Source organism: Allobosea sp. 10N428 (genome assembly GCF_056394545.1).
Genome location: NZ_JBFTIC010000004.1, coordinates 114,928 through 141,062, shown reverse-complemented (window position 1 = coordinate 141,062; position 26,135 = coordinate 114,928). Strand labels below are relative to the sequence as shown.

At 66.2% G+C, this 26,135-nt stretch carries 24 protein-coding genes; 6 read left to right on the top strand and 18 right to left on the bottom strand.

The genetic code is table 11. The features are described 5' to 3' along the window. Positions 1–6: 6 nt before the first annotated feature. The 9 genes from AC1DDA_RS14745 to AC1DDA_RS14705 form a co-directional block, all read right to left on the bottom strand. Entirely contained in the window at positions 7–786 is a 780-nt protein-coding gene (locus AC1DDA_RS14745; protein WP_476796305.1) for an enoyl-CoA hydratase-related protein, read from the bottom strand. After that, positions 786–1,952, bottom strand: a complete 1,167-nt coding sequence (locus tag AC1DDA_RS14740) for a CaiB/BaiF CoA transferase family protein (RefSeq protein ID WP_476796304.1) — start codon at positions 1,950–1,952, stop codon at positions 786–788. The genes AC1DDA_RS14745 and AC1DDA_RS14740 overlap by 1 nt, the downstream gene beginning before the upstream one ends. Next, on the bottom strand, positions 1,949–3,298 hold the full coding sequence (locus AC1DDA_RS14735; RefSeq protein ID WP_476796303.1) for an FAD-dependent oxidoreductase: 1,350 nt from the start codon (positions 3,296–3,298) through the stop codon (positions 1,949–1,951). The genes AC1DDA_RS14740 and AC1DDA_RS14735 overlap by 4 nt, the downstream gene beginning before the upstream one ends. 27 nt (positions 3,299–3,325) lie before the next feature. Next, complete coding sequence (locus AC1DDA_RS14730; protein ID WP_441509526.1) at positions 3,326–4,159, bottom strand: ABC transporter permease; 834 nt, start codon at positions 4,157–4,159, stop codon at positions 3,326–3,328. Continuing rightward, a complete protein-coding gene (locus AC1DDA_RS14725; protein WP_476796302.1) occupies positions 4,156–4,980 on the bottom strand; it encodes an ABC transporter ATP-binding protein in 825 nt (274 codons plus the stop codon). The genes AC1DDA_RS14730 and AC1DDA_RS14725 overlap by 4 nt, the downstream gene beginning before the upstream one ends. Positions 4,981–4,984: 4 nt before the next feature. Next, positions 4,985–6,004: an ABC transporter substrate-binding protein gene (locus AC1DDA_RS14720; RefSeq protein ID WP_476796301.1), complete on the bottom strand. Its 1,020-nt coding sequence runs from the start codon at positions 6,002–6,004 to the stop codon at positions 4,985–4,987. 151 nt (positions 6,005–6,155) lie between these two features. Next, the gene (locus AC1DDA_RS14715; protein WP_476796300.1) at positions 6,156–6,584 is read right to left on the bottom strand and encodes a deaminase; all 429 of its coding nucleotides are present in this window, start codon (positions 6,582–6,584) and stop codon (positions 6,156–6,158) included. A gap of 26 nt (positions 6,585–6,610) precedes the next feature. After that, positions 6,611–7,639 carry an ABC transporter substrate-binding protein gene (locus AC1DDA_RS14710; RefSeq protein WP_476796299.1) on the bottom strand — a complete coding sequence of 343 codons (1,029 nt, stop codon included), beginning with the start codon at positions 7,637–7,639 and terminating at the stop codon, positions 6,611–6,613. Further along, positions 7,639–9,024 carry an amidohydrolase gene (locus AC1DDA_RS14705; protein WP_476796298.1) on the bottom strand — a complete coding sequence of 462 codons (1,386 nt, stop codon included), beginning with the start codon at positions 9,022–9,024 and terminating at the stop codon, positions 7,639–7,641. The genes AC1DDA_RS14710 and AC1DDA_RS14705 overlap by 1 nt, the downstream gene beginning before the upstream one ends. A 454-nt stretch (positions 9,025–9,478) precedes the next feature. Between AC1DDA_RS14705 and AC1DDA_RS14700 the strand changes: the two genes are divergently transcribed. Continuing rightward, positions 9,479–9,685 (top strand): hypothetical protein, encoded by a 207-nt coding sequence (locus AC1DDA_RS14700; protein ID WP_476796297.1) that lies wholly within the window; start codon positions 9,479–9,481, stop codon positions 9,683–9,685. Between the two features lie 147 nt (positions 9,686–9,832). On the opposite strand, the gene hydA is transcribed toward AC1DDA_RS14700, so the two are convergent. The 3 genes from hydA to AC1DDA_RS14685 all read right to left on the bottom strand — a co-directional run bounded on the left by hydA (position 9,833) and on the right by AC1DDA_RS14685 (position 13,503). Continuing rightward, the gene (gene hydA / locus AC1DDA_RS14695) at positions 9,833–11,314 is read right to left on the bottom strand and encodes a dihydropyrimidinase (RefSeq protein ID WP_476796296.1); all 1,482 of its coding nucleotides are present in this window, start codon (positions 11,312–11,314) and stop codon (positions 9,833–9,835) included. Positions 11,315–11,487: 173 nt separating this feature from the next. After that, the gene (locus AC1DDA_RS14690) at positions 11,488–12,147 is read right to left on the bottom strand and encodes an aspartate/glutamate racemase family protein (RefSeq protein ID WP_476796295.1); all 660 of its coding nucleotides are present in this window, start codon (positions 12,145–12,147) and stop codon (positions 11,488–11,490) included. 54 nt (positions 12,148–12,201) lie between these two features. Beyond that, positions 12,202–13,503, bottom strand: a complete 1,302-nt coding sequence (locus tag AC1DDA_RS14685; protein ID WP_476796294.1) for a hydantoinase/carbamoylase family amidase — start codon at positions 13,501–13,503, stop codon at positions 12,202–12,204. 137 nt (positions 13,504–13,640) lie between these two features. On the opposite strand from AC1DDA_RS14685, the gene AC1DDA_RS14680 reads away from it, so the two are divergent. The 3 genes from AC1DDA_RS14680 (at position 13,641) to AC1DDA_RS14670 (ending at position 16,224) form a co-directional block, all read left to right on the top strand. Further along, the gene (locus AC1DDA_RS14680) at positions 13,641–14,240 is read left to right on the top strand and encodes a hypothetical protein (protein ID WP_476796293.1); all 600 of its coding nucleotides are present in this window, start codon (positions 13,641–13,643) and stop codon (positions 14,238–14,240) included. A 90-nt stretch (positions 14,241–14,330) separates the two neighbouring features. Beyond that, a complete protein-coding gene (locus AC1DDA_RS14675) occupies positions 14,331–15,863 on the top strand; it encodes a CYTH and CHAD domain-containing protein (protein ID WP_476796292.1) in 1,533 nt (510 codons plus the stop codon). A gap of 154 nt (positions 15,864–16,017) precedes the next feature. Beyond that, the gene (locus AC1DDA_RS14670; RefSeq protein WP_476796291.1) at positions 16,018–16,224 is read left to right on the top strand and encodes a hypothetical protein; all 207 of its coding nucleotides are present in this window, start codon (positions 16,018–16,020) and stop codon (positions 16,222–16,224) included. A 45-nt stretch (positions 16,225–16,269) separates the two neighbouring features. Here AC1DDA_RS14670 and AC1DDA_RS14665 read toward each other — a convergent pair whose 3' ends face one another. Both AC1DDA_RS14665 and AC1DDA_RS14660 read right to left on the bottom strand, forming a co-directional pair. Next, the gene (locus AC1DDA_RS14665) at positions 16,270–19,413 is read right to left on the bottom strand and encodes an efflux RND transporter permease subunit (protein ID WP_476796290.1); all 3,144 of its coding nucleotides are present in this window, start codon (positions 19,411–19,413) and stop codon (positions 16,270–16,272) included. Positions 19,414–19,416: 3 nt separating this feature from the next. Next, positions 19,417–20,577, bottom strand: a complete 1,161-nt coding sequence (locus AC1DDA_RS14660; RefSeq protein WP_441509513.1) for an efflux RND transporter periplasmic adaptor subunit — start codon at positions 20,575–20,577, stop codon at positions 19,417–19,419. A 506-nt stretch (positions 20,578–21,083) separates the two neighbouring features. Here AC1DDA_RS14660 and aspT point away from each other — a divergent pair. Beyond that, positions 21,084–22,772: an aspartate-alanine antiporter gene (aspT, locus tag AC1DDA_RS14655; RefSeq protein ID WP_441509512.1), complete on the top strand. Its 1,689-nt coding sequence runs from the start codon at positions 21,084–21,086 to the stop codon at positions 22,770–22,772. A 20-nt stretch (positions 22,773–22,792) separates the two neighbouring features. Then, positions 22,793–24,433: a bifunctional aspartate transaminase/aspartate 4-decarboxylase gene (locus AC1DDA_RS14650; RefSeq protein ID WP_476796289.1), complete on the top strand. Its 1,641-nt coding sequence runs from the start codon at positions 22,793–22,795 to the stop codon at positions 24,431–24,433. A gap of 66 nt (positions 24,434–24,499) precedes the next feature. Here AC1DDA_RS14650 and AC1DDA_RS14645 read toward each other — a convergent pair whose 3' ends face one another. The 4 genes from AC1DDA_RS14645 to AC1DDA_RS14630 form a co-directional block, all read right to left on the bottom strand. Continuing rightward, a complete protein-coding gene (locus AC1DDA_RS14645) occupies positions 24,500–24,916 on the bottom strand; it encodes a DUF1801 domain-containing protein (RefSeq protein WP_476796288.1) in 417 nt (138 codons plus the stop codon). A 47-nt stretch (positions 24,917–24,963) separates the two neighbouring features. Then, positions 24,964–25,374, bottom strand: coding sequence for an SRPBCC family protein (locus AC1DDA_RS14640; RefSeq protein WP_476796287.1), 411 nt, complete (start codon positions 25,372–25,374; stop codon positions 24,964–24,966). Next, positions 25,371–25,703 (bottom strand): ArsR/SmtB family transcription factor, encoded by a 333-nt coding sequence (locus AC1DDA_RS14635; protein WP_476796286.1) that lies wholly within the window; start codon positions 25,701–25,703, stop codon positions 25,371–25,373. Before AC1DDA_RS14635 ends, AC1DDA_RS14640 begins: the two co-directional genes overlap by 4 nt. 82 nt (positions 25,704–25,785) lie before the next feature. Beyond that, positions 25,786–26,127: a cupin domain-containing protein gene (locus tag AC1DDA_RS14630; protein ID WP_476796285.1), complete on the bottom strand. Its 342-nt coding sequence runs from the start codon at positions 26,125–26,127 to the stop codon at positions 25,786–25,788. Between the last annotated feature and the right edge of the window lie 8 nt (positions 26,128–26,135).

Below are 26,135 nucleotides of genomic sequence, written 5' to 3'. Positions count from 1 at the left end.
AATGCTCTAGCGCCCCTGCCAGACGGGCTTTCGCTTCTCGCGGAAGGCGCGCACGCCTTCGTCCGAATCCGCCGATTCCAGTGCTGCGACCAGGGCCGGCAAGCGCAGCGCCTGTGCCTCAGTCGGCGAAAGATGAGCCGTGCGGCGCGCGACCTGCTTGATGGCGCGCAGCGAAAGGGGGGCACAGGCGAGGATATCCTGCACCCAGCGGTCGACCGCCGCGTCAAGCTCGTCCGCGGCTGCGACCTCGTTGACAAGGCCGAAGCCGAGCGCTTCCTGCGCCTTGATCCGGCGCCCGGTCAGCAGCATGCCGAGCGCGTGGCGATGCGCGATCTGGCGTTGCAGCAGCACCATGCCGCCGTCGAGCGGCAGGCGGCCGACGCGTGGCTCGGTCAGCCCGAAGCTCGCGTGATCAGCGGCCACGACGAGATCGCAGCCCAGCACCATCTCGAAGCCGCCGCCGACGGCATGGCCGTTGACGCGCGCGATGACGGGAACGTCGAGCGTCTGGCGCAAGGCGATGCCGCCGAAGCCCGCCGGCCGCGCGGCGGCCCAATAGGCGAGGCCGGTCAGATCCGGATCGACATTGCGCATGTCCGCGCCGGTGCAGAAGGCGCGCTCGCCCGCGCCGGTGAGCACGACCACACGCACCGAAGGGTCCGCCTCGATGCGCCGCCAGATCGCCTCCATCTCAGCCTCGGCCGGCTGGTCGAGCGCGTTCATCACCTCCGGCCGGTCGATGGTGACGCGGGCGACATGATCTTCGACCGAAAGGCTGATCGGCATCACGCCACCTTTTCGAAAGCGGGCAGCCCGAGCTCGCCCAGGATTTCGTCGGTATGTTGCCCGAGGCCGGCGGGAACGATGCGGATCGTCACCGGCGCGGCTTCCATATGGATCGGCGAGCCGACCACACGCACCCGCTCCGTCGGCCCATCGGCCTCAAGGATCATCCCGTTGACGTGGGTCTGCTCGTCGTCGAGCGCCTCTGCGAGCTGGCGCACGGGTGCGCAGAGCAGATCCTGCCGCTCAAGGCGTTCCAGCCAATAGGCCGTGGTCTGCGTCGCGAAACGCTCGGCGAAGATCGCCTGCAAGGCCGGCTTGTTGGCGACCTGCAATTCATGGCCGGCGAAGCGCGGGTCGCTTTTCAGCGCCGGCAGATCGAGCGCAGCACCGATATCGCCGAGCGGATCGGCCTTGAAGGCGCCGACCAGGACGAGGGCGCCGTCCTGCGTCGCGAAGACGCCGGTGAGCGGCATCGCACCCCAGTTCACCTCGCGCCCGCGCATCATCTGCGCGGCGGCCTCCTGCGTCTGCGCCGCCAGCATCGAATCGAACAGCGAAACGCTGATGCGCTGGCCCTTGCCCGTCTTGTGGCGCTGCAGCAGCGCCAGCAGGATGCCCTGGACCATGTGCATGCCGGCCGAATAATCGGCAAAGGTGGTCGAGAGCACGGCAAGCGGCTGATCGGCATTGGCGCGCCGGTGCATCACGCCCGAGAGCGCCTGGGCCAGCACGTCCTGGCCGCCCTTATGGGCATAGGGCCCGGTCAGCCCGAAGCCGGTGCCGACCGCATAGATCAGCCGCGGATTGCGGGCGGAAAGTGTCTCATAGGAGAAGCCCATCCGCTCCATCACGCCGGCGCGGAAATTGTTGACGACGACATCGGCCTCGTCGATCAGCCGCAATACGGCGTCCTTCGCCTCCTGCTTGCGCAGGTCGAGCATGATCGAACGCTTGTTGCGGTTGAGCGAGCAGAACACCGGCCCCTGCAACCCGGCAGGGTCGTTGGGGAAGGATGTGCGCGAGAGATCGCCGGTGGGCGGACGCTCGATCTTGATGACGTCGGCGCCGTAGTCTCCGAGCACCTGCGTCGCGACGGGCCCCATCATCACCTGGGTGAAATCGACGACCTTGATGCCGGCGAGCGGCAGTTCGGCGGGGTTGGTCACGCGGCATTCTCCAAAGTGGTGGCGTTCGCTGAGGGGACATCGCCGGGATCGCCGCCCTGGGCGCGCACGCGCTTGCAGATCTCCTGCGGAGCGATGTCGCGCAGGCGCTGCCCGCCGGCGACGGCGAGCGCCGCCGCAATACCGGCCGATTGGCCCATCGCCATGCAGGGTGGAATCTCGCGCGACATCTTCTGGGCCTGCTCGGTCGCGGAATAATGCCGCCCGGCGACGACGAGCCCATCGAGCCCGCGCGGCAGCATGGAGCGATAGGGGGTGTAGTAGTCGCGGCCGCGCGCCACCGTGTCGGCGAAATGGACGCGGTCGAGCACATCGCGCTTGCTGACGACATAGTCGCCCTGCAGCAGCCGGGTCTGGCGCACGCCGAGCTGCGGCGCGACATCGACGACGAAGCAATTGCGGAAGCCAGGCATGTTCTCGCGGACATAGTCGACGAGGGCATAGAGCTTGTTGCGGCCCTCGAAATCGGCGCGGGTCAGGTCCTCGACCGCGAGCGCGTCGAACCCTGCCATATGAGGGCAGTTGCACCAGACGACGCCGGGCAGCGGCGTCTTCAGCCACCACATGTCCCAGGACCCGCCCATGATGCGCTTGGCCTGCCGGTCGACGACGGCGAAGGCGTCCGGCTCCTCGTGCTGGAAGCGCTCGGCCTCGTCGGTATCGACGCCGCCGAGACGGAAGACGGTGGTGACGATGAAGGAGCCCTTCTCATGGGCCGCACCGGCGGAAGCGGCGACGTCGAGATCACCGGAGGCGTCGACGACCGCATCCGCCAGGATCGCCTGCCGTCCCGACTTGGTCTCGCAGACGATGCCGGTGACCTTGCCGTTCTCGACCAGGGTGCGCGAGAACCAGGAATGCAGGCGCACATCGAGTTTCGCCTCGGCGACCATCTCGTTGGCGGCGCGCTTCCAGCCATCGGGGTCGAAGGCGGCGGCCATCACGATCGCCTGCGGCTTGGTCTGGGCGCGGAAGTCATGCGCGCCCCAGCGCGCCCATTTGCGGTGCATCGCCCAGTCCTGGCGGCGCTCCTCGGGCGGCGGATAGACGCAGGCGCCGCGCGCCGCCATGCGCTCGATCATCTCCATGCAGATGCCCTGCACGGTGACCTCGTCGCCATTGTGCATGTCGTCGAGCACCAGCACCATGCCGCCGGAGGCGAGGCCGCCGAGATAGGGATAGCGCTCGACCATGGTGACGGCGCAGCCCTCGCGGCGGGCGGCGATCGCGGCGGCCATGCCGGCCGGCCCGCCGCCCACGACGAGCACGTCGGTCTTGGCGACGACGGGAACGGACCCGCCCGGTTCTGCGATGGTGGTCGGTGTCATGGACCTCTCCATGTTTTGGCGGGGGTGTCAGTGCGCGTTGACGGGCTGCCAGCGCACGATCAGGCGCTCGAGCATGGTCACGCTCAGGAAGAACAGCATCGAGAAGCAGGAGGCGACGATCACGGTCGCGTAGAGCAGCGCCGAGTCGAAGGAGTAGGTCGCCTGGATGATCAGCGCGCCGATGCCGACATTCGAGCCGATCCATTCGCCGACGATCGCGCCGACGACCGAGGTCGAGGCCGAGATCTTCAGCGCCGAGAACAGATAGGGCAGCGAGTTGTAGAGCCGGAGTTTGAAGAAGACCTCGCGCTTCGAGGCCGAAAGCACGCGCATCAACTCCATCGCCTGCGGGTTCACCGCCTCCAGCCCGCGCACCATGTTGACCAGCGTCGGGAAGAAGCAGATCAGCGCGGCGATCGCGATCTTGGGCTCCATGCCGTTGCCGAGCAGCAGCACGAGGATCGGCGCCTTGGCCACGACCGGGATCGTGTTGATCAGCACCACCGTCGGGAAGAAGGTCTCTTCCAGCGTCTTCTTATGGACGAAGGCGGTCGCGATGATGATCGCGACGATATTGCCGAGGAGGAAGCCGGCGAGAGCCTCGATCGCGGTCGGGACGAGGTTCGACAAAAGGATGCCGCTCTTGCCGATCAGCGTCTGCGCCACGAGAAGCGGCGTCGGGGCGACGAAGGGCGGGACCTTGAACAGGTAGACCAGCGCGGCCCAGATTCCGAGGAAGATGGCGATGCCGACGAAGGGCAGGATGCGCCGGCGCAATTGCGCGCGGCGCCGGGCCCGGCGAAAGCCCTCTTCGGCGTCTGCAATGGTCTCGTTATGCGAGATCGCGGTGGCAAGCGTCATTCGGTGCCTCCCAGCGCTGCGCGCAGGACCGTGGCGGTGCGCATGAACTCGGGCGTCTCGCGGATGGCGAGCGTGCGGTCCCGCGGCAGGTCGATATCGACCAGGGAGGCGACGCGGCCGGGGTTGGCGGCGAGGACCAGGACCTGCTCGCCGAGGAAGAGCGCCTCGTAGACGGAATGGGTGACGAACAGGATCGTCGTGCCGGTCTCGCGCCAGATGCGGCGCAATTCCTCGTTCAGCCGGTCGCGGGTGATCTCGTCGAGCGCGCCGAAGGGCTCGTCCATCAGCAGGAGCCGCGGGCCGCCGAGCAGCGCGCGGGCGATCGAGACGCGCTGGCGCATGCCGCCGGAGAGTTCGTGCGGAAAACTGCCTTCCCAGCCTTCCAGCCCGACCAGCTTGAGCAGTTCGCGCGGCGTCGGCATGCCCGCGGGCAGGGGCGGGCGCCCGCCGACCTCGAGCGAAAGCTCGACATTCTGCAAGGCTGTCCGCCACGGCAGCAGGGCGGCATCCTGGAAGACGAAGCCGAGCGCGCGCTCGAGCCTGGCCTGCTGCGGGGTCTGGCCGAGAACCGTGACCTGGCCCGAGCTCGGCGGGATCAGATCGGCAACGACCCGCAACAAGGTCGACTTGCCGCAACCGGAAGGGCCGAGCAGGCTGAGGAAGCCGCCGCTCTCGACGGAGAAGCTGACATTCTCCAGCGCGGTCACGGTGCGCCGCTCGGTGACGAAGCGGACCGAGAGGTTGTGACAGCCGACGGCGGTGCTGCCTGCCGGCCGCGCTGCATCGGCCTGGCGCGGTTCCATCATGGCGAGCGTGGCCATCGGATCAACCGATCCGTGGCCGGGCGTCGGCCGTCATCCTGAGCACGTCGAGCGTCATCACCTCGGAGAGTTTCGGCGTGCGCTTGGTGAACTGCCCGAGCGCCGCATAAAGGTCGATCTGCTGCTGCCAGACGGTTGAATCCATCGTGCCCCAGCCCTCGGCCTTGGTCTGCGGGCCGAAGGAGAAGGCAAGCATCACATCGAGCGCCTCGCGTTCGTCGGCAGCGATCAGGTTCGGATATTCCTTGATCAGCAGGGCGACCGCCTGGTCGCGATTGGCATGGGCATAGGCCCAGCCCTTTGCGGTCGCGCGCAGATACTTCGCCAGCACGTCGCTCTTGGATTTCAGCGTGTCGACCGTGGCGTAATAGGGCAGGGCGTAGAGCTTCACGCCTGCATCCCAGAGCGACATCCCGACCCGATCGGGACCGAGGACCTTGAGCGCGGTGGTGTTGGTCTCCCAGCCGGTCACGACATCGACCTGGCCGGTGAGCAGCGGCGTCATCTCCGCGCCGATCGGGACGACGGTGACGTCCTTCTCCGGAATCTTGTTCTGGGCCAGCAGCGCGCGCAGCAGGATGACGCCGGTCGACTGGATGCCGACCTTCTTGCCGATGAAGTCCTTCGGCTCGCGCACCGGATTCTTCTTCAGCGAATAGAAGGTGTAGGGGTGCTTCTGGCAGCCGGCGGCGAAGCAGACCACCGGCAGCTCCTGTGAGGCGGCCAGCATGAGCGATGGGCTCGACGAGACCTGCCCGACCTCGAACCGTCCGCTGGCAACGACGGCGACGCCGTCGACATTCGGGCCGCCGGGCTGGATGCGCATCTCGATGCCCTCGGCTTCGTAATAGCCGAGCGCCTTGGCGCAGACCTCGCCGATCTGGTTGCCGCCGGCGATCCAGCCCAGCTGCATGTTGACGGTGGCCTTGCCCTGGGCTTGGGCTTCTATCGAGAGCAGCGGACCGGAGAAGGCGGCGGCACCGGCGCAACGCAGGAAATCACGTCTGTCGAGCGGCATGATCATCGTCCCCTTTATGTGGCGGTAACCGCCTTATCGGGGGAGTAGATCATTAACCGGCGTACTCAGATATCACAAAATTTCGTTCGAAGTGTTGCCGCAATGAGAACATGCACAAGTCGCCGGCAATTGCCGCGGCGTTGCGCAGCGCGATGCCTCAGCTGGGGGTGACCGCCGCGACGTCGACATGCCTTACGGCGACACCGCCCTCCTCCAGGATGACGCTGGATCGAATGAAGGCCTGCCCCCAGACCGGGTCTTCGAAGGCCGGTGGCGGGGTCTCCACGCAGACGATCCCTGCATCGACGATAGCGCGCGCGCAGTCGATGCAGGGAAAGAACGTTGTCGTCAGCGTAGCGCCCGCCGTCGCGATGCCGCGCCGTGCGGCGGCGAAGATCGCATGGCGCTCGGCATGCTCCATCCAGACGAAGCGACCGTCGCCCTCGTGGCGCTCGGGCAGGTCGCGCACGCCGGCGGGGAAGGTGTTGCACGCGGCGATCGCTGTGCCGTCGCTCGACCGAAGGATGGCGCCGACCTGGCGCACGCGGTTGGGGCTTTCGCGGGCGGCTTCGAGCGCCGCATGCATGTTCGCGTCCGGGGTGCTGCACATGGTCAGCCCAGCCGCGGGCGCGCGTCTTGCGTCAGGGCGAGGATCTCCGGCGTATAAACCTCGTCTGCCGAAGGGACGCGCGCCGTGAACTCGCCGAGCTCGCGGAACAGGTCAATCTGGTCCTGCCACAGCGTCTGCGACATCGCTCCCCAGCCCTGTGTTCGCGTCGTCTCGTCATAGGCGAAGGTGATCAGCGATTTTGCGGTCGCCATCGCATTGGCCGCGTCGAGCTCGGGCTGGTTCTCCAGCAGATAAGCGACGGCCTGCTCGACATTCTGGTAGGCGAAGGCCCAGCCCTTGGCGCTGGCGCGCACGAAACGCGCGAGAACGTCCTTGTGCTTCGCCAATGTCTCGTGTGTCGCGTAATAGGGCAGGGCGTAGAGGCGCACGCCGCAATCCCACAAGGCGAGTTCGATCCGGTCCGGGCCGACGGCAAGGCCGTTCGACATCCAGCCGGTCGCGACATCGACCTGGCCGGTGAGCAGTGGCGTCAGCTCCGCTCCGATCACGGTGATCTTGACGTCGCTCTCCTTGAGGCCGTTGCGCAGCAGCATGCCGCGCAGCAGCGGTCGCGCCGTCGCCTGGATGCCGACGCGCTTGCCGACCATGTCCTGCGGCGTACGCACAGGCGCGCGCGGCAGCGAGAAGAAGGTGAACGGGTGACGCTGCAGCGCCGAGGCGAAGCAGCGCAACGGGATGCCTTGGGACACTGCGAGCAGCAGGGAAGGCGAGGATGAGAGCTGCCCGACATTGGCCCGGCCCGACGCGACGATCGCGACGCCGTCATTGCTGGGGCCGCCCGGCTGCATCTTCAGCTCGATGCCTTCGGCCTCGTAGTAGCCGAGCTTCATGGCGGCGATCTCGCCGAGCTGGTTGTTGCTGAGCCGCCAACTGAGCTGTGCGTTCACGACATCCTTGCCGGCCGCGCGGGCGACCGAAATGCTCAGGCCGCCGCCGGCAAGGGCGAGGCCGGAGGCCAGGAGCGTGCGCCGGCTGGGGCAGAAGATCGTTTGACCGGGGATCCTGCTCATCATTGCTCCGTGGCTGGGGACCGGAAGGGCCGTGCAGGCGGGATGGCGTGGCCGCCGCTCATCTCCAGCGGCGGCAGGCCGACATGCGCGGCCAGGCGCGCACCCGCCGCGCGCACCCCCGCGATTGCCGCGCCCATATCGGCATGAAGGGGGGCGCCGTCACGGGCGACGACGCGGCCATCGACGATCGTGGCGCGAACGTCGCGGGTCGTCGCGCTGAAGACGAGCGAGGTATAGACGTCGTAGAGCGGCTGCATATGCGGCAGATCCGTCCGGATGATCGCGATATCGGCCTTCTTGCCGGCTTCGAGGGAGCCGAGTTCATCGGCCATGCCTATGGCTCGCGCCGCGCCGATCGTCGCCATCTCGACCACGTCACGCGGCGGCATCGCCGCATTGCTCAACGCCATCAGATTGGCGACCTTGGCGACATAGCCGAGCTGGCCGAGGGTATCGATGCCGTTGCCGCTCATCGGGCCGTCCGTGCCCAGCCCGACGGCAACGCCGGCACGGCGCAGCTTCGCCGCCGGGGCCACGCCTTTTCCGGCCTTGATGTTGGCGACCATGTTGTGCGCGACGCTCATGCCGCCCCGCGCCATGATCGCGATGTCCTCGTCGTCGACGAAGATGCAATGCGCGGCGATGAACACGCGCCGGGAGAAGCCGAGCGCATCGAGATGGGCGATGGGCGTCAGGCCGCGCCGCTCGCGCAGGCGCTGTGCCTCCCACTCGAATTCGGAGACATGCATGGTGACGCTGCAGCCGCTACGGTCGCTCAGCGCCACGATGCCGGCCAGCGCCTCGTCGTCGAGCGCGTAAGGCGAATGCGGCGAAAGGATCGGCGTCACCAGCGGATGGCCGGCCCAATCGGCGAGCCAGCCCTCGGCACGACGGAGCCCCGCGCGCCAGTCCGGCGAATCCGGCGTCCGCTGGTTCATGATGGTCTGGCCGATCAGGCCACGGATGCCGACTTTCTCAGCCGCCAGTGCCCGCCGCTCGGGATAAGTATAGCTGTCGACGACGCAGGTCGTGCCGGCGACGACCATTTCGATCGCGCCCAGGGTCGCCCCGGCCTCGACCAGATCGCCATCGACCATGTCGCGCTCCAATGGCCACATGAAGCGCTCCAGCCGGTCGGGCAGGCCCTCGCCGAGGCCACGAAACGGCGTCATCGCGAAATGGCAATGGCTGTTGATCAGGCCGGGGATCACCAGCCCGCCCTCGGCGTCGATCTCCTGCCTCGCCGTGAAGCCTTCGGCGATCGAGGCCGGTCCGGCAGCGGCGATCCGATTGCCGGAAACCACCACCGCGCCGCCGACATGGACCGAGAAGTCTCTGTCCATGCTGACGACATGGCCGTTGCGAATGATCAGATCGGCTTGCATGTTCCGCCTCGGCACGTGCGGCGCGCCAAGGCGGCGCTGCGTTACCGGAGCCTAGCGCTGCCGTAGCGCGCCGGGAAGGCATCGATTTTAGGCTCGAACGTACTGATTTCGGCAACGTGCCCGTTGGCGAGCCAGATGCCCTCGGGAGCGCCATTTCCTTTTCTTTCAGATCGCAACCCGGCGATGGTCGCGCTCGTAGCGTGCAGGCGGGGACAATCGTGAAAGCCCTGGCCAATGCTTTGAACCGCTTGCCAGATCCAGCGAGAAGCCGCGCGAATTCCATGCCCCCAAGGGCGCACGACGCGCTGGCCCCAAGCTTGCGCTTCCATCGCCTGCTATGACTGTGCCGGCCCAAATTGAAACAGTGTGTACCGCGTGGGGCCATTATGCGTTCAAAGCTCGATCGTCTGCCTCTGCCTCTCATGCCGCGCCGCTATCCGGGCAGGCCATGAACATGGCGCAGCACATCAATCCAGATCATGACCAGTGCGTCATCTTTCTCAAATGCGCCCTGCTTTGCGTGACCGAGAAAAATCCCGAGGACGAGCGCCTGCGAAAGGCGATCGAGCTCGTGCTGGACACTGCAAGCCATGCCGAGAGCGTTCCGCCGCTTTCCAACGTCGTGCAGTTCTGCCGAAGGGATGCGCGCGTCGACGACTGAACCCGCACACGCAGCTGTCGTCTGGCGGTGCGACCGGCGAGGGCGGCCGGCACCCGGAGGATGAATGCGCTCCGGGCCATGCGTCCCGATGAACGCATTGTGGTTCCGGCCGCCAGCCGCTGAAAATCGCAGCCGGCATACTGCGCGTCAGTCGAGGATCGCCGCGCCGAAATTCGAGCCCGGGTCCATATCGGCGACAAGGCGTCCCGTCGGCTCCGTTGCCCAGCCGCCCTTGCGCCTCAGCCAGCGGCCGGCGCCGGGCTTCCCGTGCAGCGCGCCGTCAGCGACGATCTCCTCGCCCCTGACGAGCACACGCTCGGGCCAGCCGGTGACGCTGCGGCCGGCGAAGGGCGTGAAGCCGGTACGGTCATGCATCGCCTCGTCGGTGATGGTCACCGCTTTCTGCGGATCCCAGATCGCGATATCGGCGTCGTAGCCGGGCAGCAATGCGCCCTTGCCCGGCAGATTGTAAATTGCAGCTGGCGCGGTCGCGGTCAGGTCAACGAAGGCTTCCAGCCCGCGCCCGGCGAATTCCGGCCGACCTTTCGAGACCAGCGCGTCGAAGAGCAGGGGCAACCGCGTCTCCAGACCCGGCAGGCCGTTGGCGATCTGCTTGAAATTCGGGTTCGGGCCGGCTGAAAGCTTGCCGGTCTCGTCGAAGCGATAGGGGGCATGGTCGGATGAGATCGTCTGGATGTCGCCGAGCGCCAGTGCCTGCCAGAGTGCATCCTGGTCCGCCTGCTCGCGCGGCGGCGGTGAGCACATCCACTTCGCGCCCTCAAGGCCCGGCTTGTCGAGATCGTGCCGGGTCAGGAAGAGATATTGCGGGCAGGTTTCGGAGAAGATTTTGAGGCCGCGCCCGCGCGCATCGCGGATCACTTGTGCTCCTTCGGCAGTCGAGACGTGGAAGATCATGATCGGCTGGTCGAGCAGTTCGGCCGCCGTGATCAGCCGGTTGAAGGCCTCGGCTTCCGAGCCGCGGGGATGGCTGATCGCGTGGTATTTCGGCGCGACATAGCCCTTCTCGACGAGCTTTTTGCCCATCCAGGAGATCATGCCGTGGTTCTCGGCATGGACGCAGACCAGCGCGCGATTCTGCCTTGCTGTCAGCAGCAGGTCGAGCAGCGGCTCGTCGTCGACCTTGATCAGGTCATAGGTCATGAAGACCTTGATCGAGGCATGGCCCTCGTGGATCAGCGCCGGCAGATCCTGCGTGATCGTCTTGGCGTCGGGATTGGCGACGATGAGGTGGAAGGCGTAGTCGATCAGCGCGCCGCGCCGGGCCAGCGCGGCGTAGTCATCGACGACCTCTCGCAGATCGAGGCCGCGATGCTGGGCGGCAAAGGAGATCAGCGTGGTGTTGCCGCCGAAGGCTGCCGAGGCCGTGGCGCTCTCGAACGTATCGGCATTGAGCAGCCCGCCGGCCGAGACCTGCTCGACATGGGCATGGGTGTCGATGCCGCCCGGCAGGACGAGCTTTGCCGTCGCGTCGATCTCGCGTGCGCCGGGCGCAAGGCCGAGACCGAGTGCGGCGACCTTGCCGTCCTTGACCGCGACATCGGCGCGGAAGCTGCCGGTCGCGGAGCCGACCGTGCCGCCGCGAATGACCAGATCGTAGGTCGCCGTCATCTGCTCTATCCTTCCAGCCCAACGTCTACTCGGCTATTCAAGCCCTCATTCTGAGGAGCCGCAAAGCGGCGTCTCGAAGGATGCTCCAGTGCGCTCGAAAGCCTCCTGAAACATCCTTCGAGACGCGCCTGCGGCGCTCCTCAGGATGAGGGCTGGTAACTCAAACAAACTGCCTAGCGAACCATGATCGTGCCGAGCGCCATGGCGACCGCCGCTTGCGTCGGGTCGATCACGGGCACGCCCAGCGCATCTTCCAGCGGCCTGCGATGACGCGCCATGCCGGCGCAGCCCATCACGATGGCGCCGGCGCCATCCTCATCCCTCAACTCGCGTCCGATCGCGACCATGCGCGCGAGCGTGCCTTCGCCGGACGCGCTCTCGGCCACCGACATCTCCAGCGGGCGTTCGCCGGCCAGCCGATCCATCAGCCCCATCTGGCGGAGATAGCGGATATGGCGCGGGATCGAGCGCGACTTGATCGCGATGACGCCGAAGCGGTCGGCCCGCGTCAGCGCCGTCAGCACGCCGCATTCGGCGATGCCGAAGACCGGGCTCGCCGTGCCCTCGCGGGCGACATGGAGGCCGGGGTCCGAATAGCAGGCGATGACGAAGGCATCGACGTCGTTTGCGGCCTCGATCCGGCGGCGCAGAGGAAGGGCCACGCTCTCGACATGCTCCTGCGTCTCGATGCCAATCGGCCCCTCCGCCAGCGTCTCGCAGACGATCTCCGGGCCCTCCGCGAAGCTGAGCGGCACGAGCGCCTGGCGCAGCCCTTCGGTGACCATCTCGTTCGAGTTGGGGTTGAGGACGAGGATGCGGGGGCGGCGGTTCATCGGTGAAATCCCGAGATGGTGGGCTGGTCGTTCAGCATGGCATCGCTCGGCGCTTCAGGCGACTTCTTGCACGACCCAATCTGCAAGGATCGTGCAGGCGGCCAGGAAATCCTCGATCTCCATCGCCTCCTGCGGATTGTGGCTGCCATGCTCGTTGCGCACGAACAGCATCGCGATTGGGACGCCGGCAGCGGCGAAGGCGGCGGAATCATGCGAGGCCGGGCTGCCGAGCGGCATCGTCGCGACGCCTTGCCGATCCGCCGCCGCCTCCAAGCCGGCAACAATGCCGGGGTCGACCGGCCCGACGGCGGCGCTGGCGCGGGCGCCGAGTTCGAAGGTGACGCGCCTTCGCGCTTCGATCTCGCGGATGGCGGCGAGCATCTTCGCCTCGACGCGCTCCAGCACGGCAGGGTCATAGGTGCGCACGTCGAGGCTGAAGGCGAAGCTGCCGGGAACCGTGGTCAGGCCATGGACGGCCGGATCTGTGTGGAAGCGGCCGAGCGTGACGGCCATCGGGAAGCCGTTGGCCTCCTCCCCCTGCCAGAGCCGGTCGAGCATCACCGCGAATTCGGCGCCGGCCATGGCGGCGTCGCGGCGGAAGCGGCGGGGCGTGCCGACATGATCATGCCGGCCGACGATGCGCGCATCGGGATAACGAAAATTGCCGGGCACGCCGGTGCAGATCGCCACCGGCAGGCCGGATTCGACCAAGCTCGGCGCCTGCTCGATATGGACTTCGAGGAAGGCACGGATCGCCGCGGGGTCGAGATGGCGCTCACGCCGGCGGATCGCCGCGGAATTGCCGCCGCAGGCGTCGATGCTGGCGGCGAGCACACGGTCATCGTCGATGCGCCTCGCTTCCAGCGCGCCGTCCGGCAGCGTCCCGAGCGCCGAGCGGCTGCCGATATAGGAAACCTGGAACCAGACGCTTTCCTCGGCCCGCACGCCCATCGCCGTGACGTCGCAGCGTGGCTGGATGCCGAGCGCACGCAAGGTCTCGATGACGACGAGCCCGGCGATGACCCCGGCCGCACCGTCGAAATTGCCGCCATGCGGCACGCTGTCGAGATGCGAGCCCATCAGGATGCGCGGAGCGCTCGCCTCGCGGCCGGGCAGGGTGACATAGCTGTTGGCGGCGAAGTCATGGGAGACGGCAAGCCCGCGCGCCTTGCCGTGTTCGGTCAGCATGCGATGGCCGAAATCCTCGCCCGCGCCATAGGTATCGCGGGTGATGCCGGGTTCGTCGCGGCTGCCGGCCGCCAGCCGGTCGAACAGGGCCTCCACCCAGCCGCGCTGGGCGGCGACGGCCGTGGCGATGGCCGTGTCAGTGTCGGGCGTCCTGGCGGTGGCAGTCATGTCGGTCCGTTCGAATGGGGCGCAGCCGGTCGGGCCGGCCTGCGTCGTCTTACGATACTTGCCGCCGGCAGGCAGCCCGGAAACCTTGGGCCAGCCCGCGCGGCCACACAATGGCGGCGTCTATGTGGATTTCCGGGGTGACATTCGCGCGTTGCATAGCGCCGTCGCGCTCGGCCCTGGCCGTGTTCGCGGCTGTCTCGGCGGTGATCAACCTGACCTCGCGCAGGAAGGCGTCGGCCGCGCGCGAGATCCGGGCGCTTGCGCGAGCGGACGGCCGAGGCCGTCACCTCGGAAGCGGGCCTGAGGGGGCGGGTAGCCAGATCGTAATGCCCGGAAAAGACCGGGGAGAGAGGGGCGACCACGGCAACGCCGACGCCGCTTTGCAATACGCGCCGCCGATCCGCCGAAAGACGGGCGGCCGTCACCAAGAGGCGGGCTGCACGAGCATCTGGTTTCGCGAGCCCGGGGGCAGCGAGCGGTTGCGATTGAAGAGCGACGCCGAGCCGGGCTTCGCGAGCAGCGGCMATCTTGCGCTGGACCGGGGGCGGGATCATGCTGTCGTCGCGGGCGCCGAGATGGAGGCTGGGCTCGATCTTCGAGGCCGCGACATTGAGCGCCGCGGCGCCCCGGGCATCTGGAATTCGACCGCGAAGGGGACGGTCTTGGCATCGATGCCGGCGGCGAAGGAAGCAGCGCCGTCGAGCAAGCAAGTATGTCGGAGATTTTGCTCTTCATGACGGTTTGACCTCCATCATCGTCACGAGCCTGAGGACGCGCTAGCCTTCGTCTCCCTTCCCTGTCTTGGCGGAGCTTGTCGGGGCCCAAGCATGAGCGATCCGAAGGAAGTCGAGCTGAAGTTGGTTTGCGATCCCTCGGACTTGGCTGGATTGCGAGAATGGCCGCGCTTTGCCGCCGAGGCACTGAGCACAGATCGATTGGAGTCGACCTATTTCGACACCTCCGAGCGCCTGCTGCAGGCCTGCGGCTACGTGCTGCGGGTCAGACGAACCGATGATCGCCATGTCCAGACGGTGAAGTCAGGCGGTGACGGGCTGATCGTGCGGCGCGAATGGGAGGAGCCGGTCGACGGCCCAGAGCCCGATCGGGATGCCCTGCGCGGGACACCGCTCGCGAAGCTGCTCGGCAGGAAGGCGAAGCTCGCCGCGCTGTTCACTGTGTCCGTCGAGCGCGCCACGTGCCTCATCAGCCAGGGAAGCTCTCGGATCGAAGTCGCGCTGGACCAGGGGCGCGTGACCAATCCTGGCGCGGAGAATGGCTCGGACGTCGCGGCGATTAGCGAGATCGAGCTCGAGCTGAAGCAGGGAACGGCCGAAGACCTCTTTGCTCTCGCGCGTGAAATCTGCGAGCAGGTCCCTGTGCGTCTGGGCGTCGTGAGCAAGGCGGAGCGCGGGTTCGGCTTGATCGATGGGGAGGGCGATCGGGCTCACAAGGCCGAGCCGATCGACTTGTCGGACGACATGACGGCCGCCGACGCATTCCGCAGCATCGCTCATGGCTGCCTGCGCCAGCTGCGGCTGAACGAGGATGTTTTGCTCGGCCGCCACGACGTCGACGCCTTGCATCAGGGTCGCGTCGCGATTCGCAGGCTCCGCTCGGCAATGTCGCTGTTCAAGGACCTCCTGGCCGACGATCGGTTCGAGAGCATCAAGGCGGAACTGAAGCGCCTGTCGCAGCCTTTCGGGCGGGCTCGAAACCTGGATGTCTTCCTCACGGAGACGCTACCGGCGGAGCTGGCGCGCCATCCCGATCATGCCGAGCTGCTGAGCCTCGAAAAGCATCTCCAGAGCCAGTGCGCCGAAGCCTATCTCGCGGTGGTGCTGACGCTGCGTTCGGAGGATTGGCGGCGCTTCCTGATCGATCTGGTCGCGTGGATCAACGCCGGGCCGTGGCTCACGGCGCAGAATGATACCGAGCGCGACCAGCCCGTGAGACCCTTCGCGTCCCGGATGCTCGACAAGCGCAGGCGGCAGGTGGAGAAGCGCGGCCGAAACCTCGCGGCATTGGGCATCGAGGAGCGGCATCAGGTCCGCATCGCGGCCAAGAAGCTGCGCTACGGCGCCGAATTCTTCGCCGGCCTCTATGAAGGCAAGAAGGAGCGCAAACTCCAGAAGGCCTTCGCATCGGTCTTTTCGAAACTGCAGAGCAGCCTCGGCGGGCTCAACGACATCGCAGCCGGCCAGCAGCTGATGAAGCGCGTGGTCGGCTCCGATGCCGTCGGTTCCGTCCAGTTTGCCGCCGGCCTGGCATTGGCCGATGTCGAGGCGAAAGAGCAGAAGCTGCTCGCCTCCGCCATCGAGGCCCATCGCGCGCTGATCGAGCTTCAACCATTCTGGCGCTAGAAGATCAGGGCGGCCGAAGAATTGCGGCGCATGCCCCTGGCATCTCCGCTCCGAATTTTGTGGCGCGCGGGCCTGCGCCTCCCAGATGGGAGTTGCCGGCGAAGCCGCAGGGGATCAATCGGGATCGACCATCTCACATCGGGCAGGTCGATCCATGGATCCCGACAGCGCTCCGGCAGGCGATGTGCCGTTGGCTTCAAACCCGATGCTTCTGGTCTTTCTCGATCTCTCGATCGAGGAGATCGAGATTCTCTGCCGTGTCGAGCGGTCGCGCGAACCGCTCGCGCCGCCGCGGAGCGGCAGCTGGCTCGGCTGCCTTCTGGCATCCCTGAAGAGCCGGGCGCCGAAAGGACCACAATAGCCGTTCGGGCTGGGTTCCGCCTCTCGCCGGGCTCCGCCCCCCGCCCTATGCCGCTGCCTCCGGCTTCTCCTCGGGGCGCGTCGATGGGCGCACGCGCTCGCGTAGGGATTGGAACACCACATAGAGCGCTGGGATGACGAAGATGCCGATGAAGGCCGCCGCGATCATGCCGCCGAATACGGGCGTGCTGACATTGCGCCTGGCGAGCATCGCCGGCCCTTCGGCGATGACGAGCGGCAGCAGGCCGAGAATGAAGGCGAAGGAGGTCATCATCACCGGGCGGAAGCGCAGACGCGCCCCTTCCGTCGCCGCATGCAGCAGCGGATGTCCCTTCTCGCGCATCTCCTTGGCGAACTCGACGATCAGAATGCCGTTCTTTGCCGCCAGGCCGATCAGCACGACGATGCCGATCTGGCCGTAGAGATCGAGCGTCGATCCGGCGACCACGATCGCGGCGAAGGCGCCAAGCAGGCCGACCGCGACCGAGAGCAGCACCGGGATCGGGATCGTCCAGCTTTCGTACAGCGCGACGAGGAAGAGATAGGCGAAGAGTAGGGCGAAGGCGAGGATGATTCCGGTCTGCCCCTCCGCGCGCTTTTCCTGGAACGACACGTCGGTCCAGGCCCCGCGATAGTTCGCCGGCAAGGTCTTGGCCGAAACCGCCTCCATCGCGGCGAGCGCTGCGCCGGACGAGACGCCGGGCGCGGGCGAGCCCTGCAGGGTCACGGCGAGGCGGTTGTTGTAGCGGATCAGCGCCTGCGGCCCGACAACGACCTTCGCCTCGACGAAGCTGCGCAGCGGCACCATGTCGCCGGCGCGGCTGCGGACATTGATGCGGTAGATGTCGTCGACCGAGGCGCGATCGGCGCCGTCCGCCTGGACCTGAACCTGCCAGGTGCGGCCGAACAGGTTCATGTCGTTGACATAGTAGCCGCCGAGCGAGGCCTGCAGGGCCTGGAAGACGTTGCTGAGCTCGACGCCGAGGATCTGGACCTTGTCCCGGTCGATGTCGAGATAGATCGACGGAGCGGAATCCGAGAAGGTCGAGAACACACGCCGCAGCTGCGGGTCCTGATTGGCCGCGATGGTGAGGCCGCGCAGCGCCCGGCCGAGCGCCTTGGGATCGGATGTCCCCATGTCCATCACGACGTAGCTGAAGCCGCCGCCACTGCCGAGGCCGATGATCGGTGGTGGGGCCAGAGCCACGACATTGCCGTCGCGCACCGCCCTGAGCTTCTGCGAGAGCCGGGCGATGATCGCTTCGGCGGAATCCTCACGGCTTGGCCGCTGATCGAAGGGCTTCAGCGAAATCATGACGAAGGCGGCGTTGGGCTGCGAATAATTGTCGAGGAAGTTGAGGCCGATGACGGTGGAGTAGTCGGCGATCGCGCTTTCGGTTTTCAGGATGCCTTCGACCTGCGCCATGGCGGCGGAGGTGCGGCCGATCGAGGCGCCGTCGGGCAATTGCGCGACGATGAAGAAGGCGCCCTGGTCGTCGTCGGGCAGGAAGCCCGTCGGCGTGATGCGGCTCATCCCGTAGATACCGGCGCCGAAGGCGGCGGTCAGCAGGAGGCTGATGAAGGAAACCCGCACGAGGCGCGCGACGGCGGAGCCGTAGCGGTCACGCACCCAGTCGATCCCGCGCATGAGGCGGGCGATCGGCCCATGCCGCGGCCCTTCATGGCGCTTGAGCAGCACGGCGCAGAGCGCCGGGGAAAGCGTCAGGGCGTTGATGGCGGAGAGCACCATCGCCACGGCGACTGTGACCGCGAACTGCCGGAACAGCTCGCCCGAAATGCCGGGGATGAAGGCCACCGGCACGAAGACCGAGAGCAGCACAAGCGTGATCGCGATGATCGGCGCCACGATCTCGCTCATCGCCTTCTTCGTCGCCTCGGCGGGGGTCAGCTCCGGATGTTCCTCCATCACGCGCTCGACGTTCTCGATCACCACGATCGCGTCGTCGACGACAATGCCGATCGCGAGGACCACGGCGAGGAGCGACACCGTGTTGGCGGAGTATCCGATGGCGTTAAGGACGACGAAGGCGCCGATCAGGCTGACCGGCACCGCGACCGTCGGGATCAGCGTCGCGCGGAAATTGCCGAGGAACAGGAAGACCACGAGGACGACGAGGACGAAGGCCTCGATCAGCGTCTTCTGCACCTCATGGATCGTCGCCTCGACGAAGGCCGTGGGGTCGTAGGTGACCTTCCACTCCAGCCCTTCCGGGAAGGATTTCGACAGGTCGCCGACCGTCTTCTTGACGGCGTCGAGCGCGGCGATCGCATTGGCGCCGGGCGACTGGTAGACGCCGATCAGCACGGCGGGGCCACCGTTCAGCCGCGTGTCGCGGTCGAGATTGGCGGCACCGAGCTCGAGCCGCGCGACATCGGAGAGCCGCAGGATCGAGCCGTCCGGATTGGTGCGCAGCACGATCTTGCCGAACTCCTCAGGCGAGCTCAATCGGCCCTTGGTCTGGATATTCAGCTGCAGCTGCTGATCGTCCGAGATCGGACGGGCGCCGATCCGACCGACGGCGGCCTGCGTGTTCTGCGACTGGATGGCGCTGATGATATCGCCGGTCGTCAGGTTGAGACCGGTCAGGTTGTCGGTGCGGACCCAGGCCCGCATCGAATAATCCTGAGCGCCGAACAGCGCGGCGTCGCCGACGCCGGGCGTCGAGCGGATGGAGTCGAGCAGGTTGATCGTGACGTAGTTCGAGACGAACAGCGTGTCGTAGTTGTTCTTCGGCGCATAGACCGCGATCACGCCGAGCAGGGCCGAGGATTTCTTCTTCACCGTCACGCCGTTCCGCTGCACCTCCTGGGGCAGCTTCGACAGCGCGACCTGCACGCGGTTGTTGACGTTGACGCTGTTGATGTCCGGGTTGGTTCCCAGTTCGAAGGAGACGAGCAGCGAATAGCTGCCGTCATTGCCGCTGACGCTCTTCATGTAGAGCATCTTGTCGGTGCCGACGATCTGGGCTTCGAGCGGCTGGGCCACGGTCGCCTCGATTACCGCCGCCGAGGCGCCGGGATAGGAGGCCGTCACCGAGACCTGCGGCGGCACGATGTCGGGATACTGTGCCACCGGGATGGCGAAGAGCGACAACAGGCCCGCGATCGTGGTGACGAGCGCGATGACGATGGCCAGGCGCGGCCGGTCGACAAAGACGGAGGTGAACATGGCTCAGCTCCGGCCGACCGGCGCAGGCACGGGCGAGGGCAGGACCGGCGACCCCGGCCGCAGGTTCTGCAGCCCTTCGACGATGATCTGCTCGTTGCCGACGAGGCCCTGCTCGACGACGACATAGGCGCCGACCTCTGCGCCGATCTTGACGCGCTTGACCACGGCCTTGCCGTCCTCGACCGCGAAGACATAGGGGCCCTGCTGATCGGCGATCAGCGCCGATTGGGGGATCAGGACCTTTTCTTCGGGTTTGTCGGCCTGGACGGTGACGCGCACGAGCGTGCCGTCGATGAGCTTGCCGTCCGGATTCGGAACCTCCGCGCGCACCAGAACCGTATCGGTGGAACGGTCGACCGAGACGTCGACGAAGTCGACGCGGCCCTTGTAATTATATGCGCTGCCGTCCGCGAATCTGAGACTGACGGAGGGCGGGTCCTTCAGTTCCGCGACCGAGTTCGTCTTCAGCCCCAGGAACTCGCGCTCGCTGACCGGGAAGTTGACGTACATCGGGTCGTTGCTGACGATCTGGACGAGCACGCCGCTATCGGGGCCCACGACGTTGCCTTTGGTAACCTTGGTCCGGCCGATCCTGCCGGCAATCGGGGCCGTGATTTCCGTGTAGCCGAGATTGATCTGCGCTGTCTTCAGATTGGCTTCCGCGATCGTCTGGTTGCCCTGCGCGCTCTTCTCATCGGCGACACGCTGATCGCGGACGGCGACGGACCCCGCACTGGTGCGCAGGAGATCCTCGGCGCGCTGCCGTTGCACGATGGCATTCTGCAAGGTGCCCTGCGCGCCTTCCAGCGCGCCTTGCGCCTGTTCGACGGCCGCTTCGAACGGTGCCCGCTCGATGCGGAAGAGGGGCGTGCCTTCCTTGACGTTTGCACCGTCCTTGAAGAGCACTTCTTCGAGATACCCGGTGACGCGCGCGCGGATGTCGACGCGGTTGATGGCTGCGATGCGGCCTACGAAATCGGCGGTTTTTTCGACGGGCCGCTTTTCGGCGGGGACGGTGCCCACCGGAATCTTCGCCGGGGCGGCTTGCTGGGCGAGGGCGGTGGTCGCGGGATTCAAGGCGAGGCCAACGGCCAGGGCCATCGCCGCAAGGCAGAGAATTCCAGGGCGCAGTCTTTCATCCGCGCGCTGCGAAAATCCAGGCATCCGCTTTCCCTTCCCCTGCCATCTTGACCGCCGCATCGGCTCCATCGCGGGGATGGGCCGGATCGCGGCGATACTGGGCGTTTTTTTTGAAGGGCGCTACAGCCTTGTTCGAGCTGTCATAAACGGTGCTCGTTGATCTTGGCTGTTGTTCATGCCGAAGAGCGGTCTTGACTGGTGCCGGCCGAAGCTTTGGCGGCATTGATCCCGGTGAGGGTGGTGCTCGCTCAGAACGCCGAAATATAGTCGCCATAGCCACAGCTTTGGCCGGGAGTGGAAAGCGGCGAGATGCCTGACCAAGTCATAAAATTATCGTCAAAATGACAGTTTTGAATTCTGCCATGTTGAATATTGTTTCTGGTGTCGATGTTCTGGCCGTGCGCGTCTGCAGAGGCAGTGCTCCGAATATCGCTCCTTGAGTCATATGTGAATTCGCGTCTAGAGTTCTGTCCGCTGTTATCGTTTGCTTGATTTCGATCAGTTCTGTTCCAGCATTTGGGAGGCGATCTGTGGCGGCGCTATCGTCGATTTTCCATCAATCCCCGGAAATTGCTCTCTTTCTGTCATTGGCGGTGGGCTACTGGGTCGGCAAGTTCCAGTTCGGCAAGTTCCAGCTCGGAGGTGTCGCCGGCTCGCTGCTCGCAGCGGTCCTGATCAGCCAGGTCGGCGTCACCATCGACAACGGCATCAAATCTGTCCTGTTTGCGCTGTTCATCTATGCCGTCGGCTTCGAGAGCGGACCGCAGTTCTTCCGCTCCCTGGGTCGGCAATCGATCCGCGAGATCGTCATGGCGGCGGTGCTGGCGCTCAGCGGCCTCGCCACCGTCGTCATCCTCGCCAGGATGTTCGGGCTCGACAAGGGCTTGGCGGCAGGCATCGCGGCCGGCGGCCTGACGCAATCGGCGATCATCGGCACCGCCGGCGCAGCCATCGGCAAACTCGGGCTGGCGGCGGATGAAGCCCAGCGCCTGCAGGGCAACGTCGCCATCGGCTATGCCGTGACCTACATCTTCGGCTCCTTCGGCGCGATCATCGTCTGCGTCAACATCCTGCCCTGGCTCATGGGCCGCAGCATCCGGGACGACGCCATCAAGGCCGAGGCCGAGATGCTCGCGGGCATCCGGGTGTATGGCGCCGGCGAGCACCCGGCGGCGCCTGATCTGGTCGGTCGCCTGTTCAAGGTGGAGGGTGTCGCAGGGCGCTCGATCGCGGAAGTCGAGGCGCTGGCCGGTCCTGCCGCCTTCGCCATCGAGCGGCTCAAGCGCGACGGTTCGGTGATCGGCGTTGAACCGGACCTCAAGCTCAAGCCCGGGGACACCATCCTCGTCGTCGGCAGGCGTGCGGGCGTCGTCGGCGCGGCCAGCAAGATCGGCCCCGAGCTCCAGTCCTCCGATGGCATGGATCTGGTCGTGCTCAGCCGCGACGTCGCCATCGCCAGCCGAGACTTCATCGGCAAGACCGTGCAGCAGATCAGAGATGCGACGGCCGGCAATCTCCGCCATGGCATCTACGTCACCGGCCTGCAGCGCGCCGGCAAGCCGCTTCCGTTGACGGAAAATACCGTCATCGAAGCCGGCGACGTCGCGACGCTCTACGGCACGGCGGAAGATGTCCAGCGCGTGGCGAAGGTGGTCGGCACGCTGCTGGTTTCGAGCGACAAGACCGATTTCGTCTTCCACGGTCTGGGCCTCGTCGTCGGCTTGTTGATCGGCCTGCTGGTGGTTCGTATCGGCGATGTCCCGCTGACGCTCGGCAGCGGCGGCGGCGCGCTGCTGTCCGGCCTGCTCTTCGGCTGGTATCGCAGCCGCAATCTCGCCATCGGCAATATGCCGACGGCGGCCTCGACACTGCTGCGCGATCTCGGACTTGCCGGCTTCGTCGCGGTGGTCGGGCTCCAGTCGGGGCACCAGGCCGTCACCACCATCGCCCAGAGTGGCCTGTCGATCTTCCTGATCGGTGTGGTTGTGACGATCCTGCCGTTGATCATCACCATGCTCGTCGGGCGCTACATCCTGCGCTACGACAACACCGCCGTCTTTGCCGGCGCATTGTCCGGTTCGCGCAGCGCCAACCCCGCCTTCGGCGAGGTTTTGGACAAGGCCGGGAACTCCATCCCGACCACTCCCTTCGCCATCACCTATGCGCTGGCGAACGTTTTCCTGACATTGCTCGGCCCGCTCGTCGTGGCTTTCACCTGATTTGATCGAGGAGACGTATTATGGCGACTGATTACAGCAAATACGCCAAGCTCAGCCCTTTCGAGCTCAAGGACGAACTGATCAAGCTAGCTTCAAGCCGCGAAAACCGCCTGATGCTCAATGCCGGACGCGGCAATCCGAACTTCCTGGCGACGTTGCCGCGCCGGGCTTTCTTTCGGCTCGGCCTCTTCGCCACGGCGGAGGCGGAGCTCTCCTACTCCTATATGCCCAACGGCATCGGCGGCCTGCCGCAGATCGAGGGCATCGAGGGCCGGTTCGAGCGCTTCATCGCCGAGAACCGCGACCAGCCCGGCGTTGTCTTCCTCGGCCGGGCGCTGAGCTATGTCCGCGACCAGCTTGGTCTCTCGGCTTCCGCGTTCCTGCACGAGATGGTCGAGGGTATCCTCGGCTGCAACTATCCGGTCCCGCCGCGCATGCTCAGGGTGAGCGAGCAGATCGTCGGCCACTACATCGTCAAGGAGATGATCGGGGGCTCCATCCCGCCGGGTAGCGTCGATCTCTTCGCGGTCGAGGGCGGCACCGCCGCCATGACCTATATCTTCAACACGTTGAAGCAGAACGGTCTGGTCAAGCGCGGCGACAAGGTCGCGATCGGCATGCCGGTCTTCACGCCCTATATCGAGATTCCCGAACTCGACGAATACGGGCTCGTCGAGGTCGCGATCGACGCCGATCCCGAGAAGGGCTGGCAGTATCCGGATTCCGAGCTGGAGAAGCTCAAGGATCCGGCGATCAAGATCTTCTTCTGCATCAACCCGAGCAATCCGCCCTCGGTGAAGATGGATGATCGCAGCCTCGAAAAGGTCGCGGCCATCGTGCGCGAGCACCGGCCTGACCTCTTCATCCTGACGGACGACGTCTACGGCACCTTTGCCGACGGTTTCCGGTCGCTCTTCGCGACCTGTCCGCACAATACGATGCTGGTCTACTCCTTCTCGAAGTATTTCGGCGCGACCGGCTGGCGCCTCGGCGTCGTCGCGACGCACAAGGACTCCATATTCGACAAGGCGCTGGACGAACTGCCGAAGAGCGCCAAGCAGGCGCTGGACCGGCGCTATGGCTCGCTCCTGCCGGATGTCAGCCAGCTGCGCTTCATCGATCGCCTCGTCGCCGACAGCCGCACCGTGGCGCTCAACCACACCGCCGGCCTCTCGACGCCGCAGCAGGTCCAGATGGTGCTGTTCTCGCTCTTTGCCTTGATGGATGAGGCCGATGGCTACAAGGCGGAGCTGAAGAAGCTGATCCGCCGCCGCGAGGCGGCGCTCTATCGCGAGCTCGGCGTCCCCCAGGGCAACGACGAGAATGCGGTCGATTACTACACGCTGCTCGATCTATCGGCGGTGGCCAGAGACCTGTATGGGCCGGAGTTCGAGGCCTGGGTGAAGAAGAACGTCAATCCGGACGAGCTGCTGTTCAGGATCGCCGACGAAACCGGCATCGTGCTGCTGCCCGGCCGCGGCTTCGGCACGCGCCAGCCGGCGGGGCGCGCCTCGCTCGCCAATCTGAACGAGTACCAATACGCCAACATCGGCAGGTCTCTGCGCGGCATGGCCGAGGAGTTCTACAAGGTGTTCGAGAAGGGCGGCGGCTCGTCAAGCAAGAAGGGTGGCGGAAAGCCCGGGAAGAAGTCCAAGGGCTGATACGACGGCACAGCGGGAGCCCGCGACTTTCAGTCGTGGGCACTCGATCAAGAAAGGGCCGGCTGCTCAGCCCGAGCGGCCGGCTCTCTTCGTTTTCGACGCGTTCAGCGCAACAGCTGCGCTGATCAGCTCGGCCAGGGCCTTTTCATCGATCGCATCGCCCTCGTGGAAATCGATGGCCCGGCGGACATTGCCGTCCAGGCTGGAGTTGAACAGGCCGGATGCGTCTTCCAGCGCGGCACCCTTGGCGAAGGTCAGCTTGACCACCGACTTGTAGGTTTCGCCGGTGCAGATCATGCCGTCGCGATACCAGACCGGCACGCCGCGCCATTTCCACTCCTCGACGACATCGGGGACGGTCTGCTTGATCAGGGCGCGCAGCCGGGCCAGCATCTCGCCGCGCCAGTCGCCGAGCTCTGCGATCCGCCCGTCGATCAGTTCGGACGGCGATTTCTCCGTCTGGGTTGCGGTGTCGGCCACCACGCTCTCCCTTCTTCAAATTCCGTGCGTTCACGCCTCTGGACTGGGCCTCAGCCCATCCGCGCCAGCAATTCCTCCAGCACGGCGAGGAAGCGCGGCCAGCCAGCCCGGGCGCCCTGGAAGTAGCGTGGCTGGTTGTCCCGGAAGCCCGTCTGTTCCATGCGCAGCGCCGTGCCGGCGCCGGCCGGGGTCAAGGTCCAGGTCACCACCGTCTTCAGCTCATGATCGCCCCATGTGTAGGACAGCGATTTCGTCTCCTCGATCTCCAGCACCTCGCAGGAAACGGCGCCCCATTCGGCGCTGAAACCGAAACGATGACCGACGATCGGCTTGAAGTCGTTCTTCATCAGCCACTCCGCGATCAGATGCGGCTGGGTCAGGGCGCGCCAGAGCTTCTCGGGCGGGTGCGGGAATTCTCGCTCGACGACGACGGAGCGGAGTTCGGTGGCTGCTTCGTTCACTGGTCCATCCTCTTGAGCAGATTTTCGAGATCGTCGAATCGGCTCTCCCAGAACCCGCCCATCTGGCTGGTCCAGTCGATCAGCGGCGCCAGCGCCTTCGGTCGTGCGCTGTAGTGGGACTGGCGGCCTTCCTGCCGGTCCCGCACCAGCCCGGCCTGTTTCAACACGGCGAGATGCTTCGACACGGCCGGTTGCGAGACGCCGGCGCGGATCGTCAGGGCTCCCACAGTCTGTTCGCCATCCCTGCACAGCCATTCGAACAACGCCCGCCGTGTCGGATCGGCAAGCGTCCTGAAAAGCTGGTCGTGATCGGTCGAGATCAAAAGCATAACCCGTCAGTTATGGGATTGATCCATAGCTGACGGGTTATGAGAGAGTCAATCCGAACGTGGACAGCCGAGGGCCGTTCCGTCAGGAGACGAAGTCCTGCCGCATCGGTGTGAAGACGTCGACGAGCGTCCCGGCCTCCACGTTGACGGCGCCGTGCACCGCATCCGGCGGCACGGTGAAGCTGTCGCCAGCGCTGAGGCGTTCGGTGCGCCCGGAGATGGTGATGTCGAAAACGCCGCTTTCGACCAGCGAGCACTGGATATGCGGATGGCTATGCGCCGGGCCGATGGCGCCGGCCTCGAAGCGCACGCGCACCATCATGACCTCCTCGCGATAGGTCAGGATCTTGCGTGTCACGCCGTCGCCGGCCGGCTCCCAGGCGAGATCGGCATCATGGGCGAAAGGCTCGTTCCTGCGGTCCATGTCGGTTC

Excerpts from the sequence above, each read along its gene's own strand:
- AC1DDA_RS14630 (WP_476796285.1), bottom strand. The coding sequence starts at position 26,127 with ATGGACCGCAGGAACGAGCCTTTCGCCCATGATGCCGATCTCGCCTGG.
- AC1DDA_RS14710 (WP_476796299.1), bottom strand. The coding sequence starts at position 7,639 with ATGAGCAGGATCCCCGGTCAAACGATCTTCTGCCCCAGCCGGCGCACG.
- AC1DDA_RS14730 (WP_441509526.1), bottom strand. The coding sequence starts at position 4,159 with ATGACGCTTGCCACCGCGATCTCGCATAACGAGACCATTGCAGACGCC.
- AC1DDA_RS14690 (WP_476796295.1), bottom strand. The coding sequence starts at position 12,147 with ATGAACCGCCGCCCCCGCATCCTCGTCCTCAACCCCAACTCGAACGAG.
- hydA (WP_476796296.1), bottom strand. The coding sequence starts at position 11,314 with ATGACGGCGACCTACGATCTGGTCATTCGCGGCGGCACGGTCGGCTCC.
- AC1DDA_RS14705 (WP_476796298.1), bottom strand. The coding sequence starts at position 9,024 with ATGCAAGCCGATCTGATCATTCGCAACGGCCATGTCGTCAGCATGGAC.
- AC1DDA_RS14725 (WP_476796302.1), bottom strand. The coding sequence starts at position 4,980 with ATGGCCACGCTCGCCATGATGGAACCGCGCCAGGCCGATGCAGCGCGG.
- AC1DDA_RS14685 (WP_476796294.1), bottom strand. The coding sequence starts at position 13,503 with ATGACTGCCACCGCCAGGACGCCCGACACTGACACGGCCATCGCCACG.
- AC1DDA_RS14670 (WP_476796291.1), top strand. The coding sequence starts at position 16,018 with ATGGATCCCGACAGCGCTCCGGCAGGCGATGTGCCGTTGGCTTCAAAC.
- AC1DDA_RS14635 (WP_476796286.1), bottom strand. The coding sequence starts at position 25,703 with ATGCTTTTGATCTCGACCGATCACGACCAGCTTTTCAGGACGCTTGCC.
- AC1DDA_RS14745 (WP_476796305.1), bottom strand. The coding sequence starts at position 786 with ATGCCGATCAGCCTTTCGGTCGAAGATCATGTCGCCCGCGTCACCATC.
- AC1DDA_RS14715 (WP_476796300.1), bottom strand. The coding sequence starts at position 6,584 with ATGCATGCGGCGCTCGAAGCCGCCCGCGAAAGCCCCAACCGCGTGCGC.
- AC1DDA_RS14665 (WP_476796290.1), bottom strand. The coding sequence starts at position 19,413 with ATGTTCACCTCCGTCTTTGTCGACCGGCCGCGCCTGGCCATCGTCATC.
- AC1DDA_RS14720 (WP_476796301.1), bottom strand. The coding sequence starts at position 6,004 with ATGATCATGCCGCTCGACAGACGTGATTTCCTGCGTTGCGCCGGTGCC.
- AC1DDA_RS14700 (WP_476796297.1), top strand. The coding sequence starts at position 9,479 with ATGGCGCAGCACATCAATCCAGATCATGACCAGTGCGTCATCTTTCTC.
- AC1DDA_RS14675 (WP_476796292.1), top strand. The coding sequence starts at position 14,331 with ATGAGCGATCCGAAGGAAGTCGAGCTGAAGTTGGTTTGCGATCCCTCG.
- AC1DDA_RS14735 (WP_476796303.1), bottom strand. The coding sequence starts at position 3,298 with ATGACACCGACCACCATCGCAGAACCGGGCGGGTCCGTTCCCGTCGTC.
- AC1DDA_RS14660 (WP_441509513.1), bottom strand. The coding sequence starts at position 20,577 with ATGCCTGGATTTTCGCAGCGCGCGGATGAAAGACTGCGCCCTGGAATT.
- AC1DDA_RS14650 (WP_476796289.1), top strand. The coding sequence starts at position 22,793 with ATGGCGACTGATTACAGCAAATACGCCAAGCTCAGCCCTTTCGAGCTC.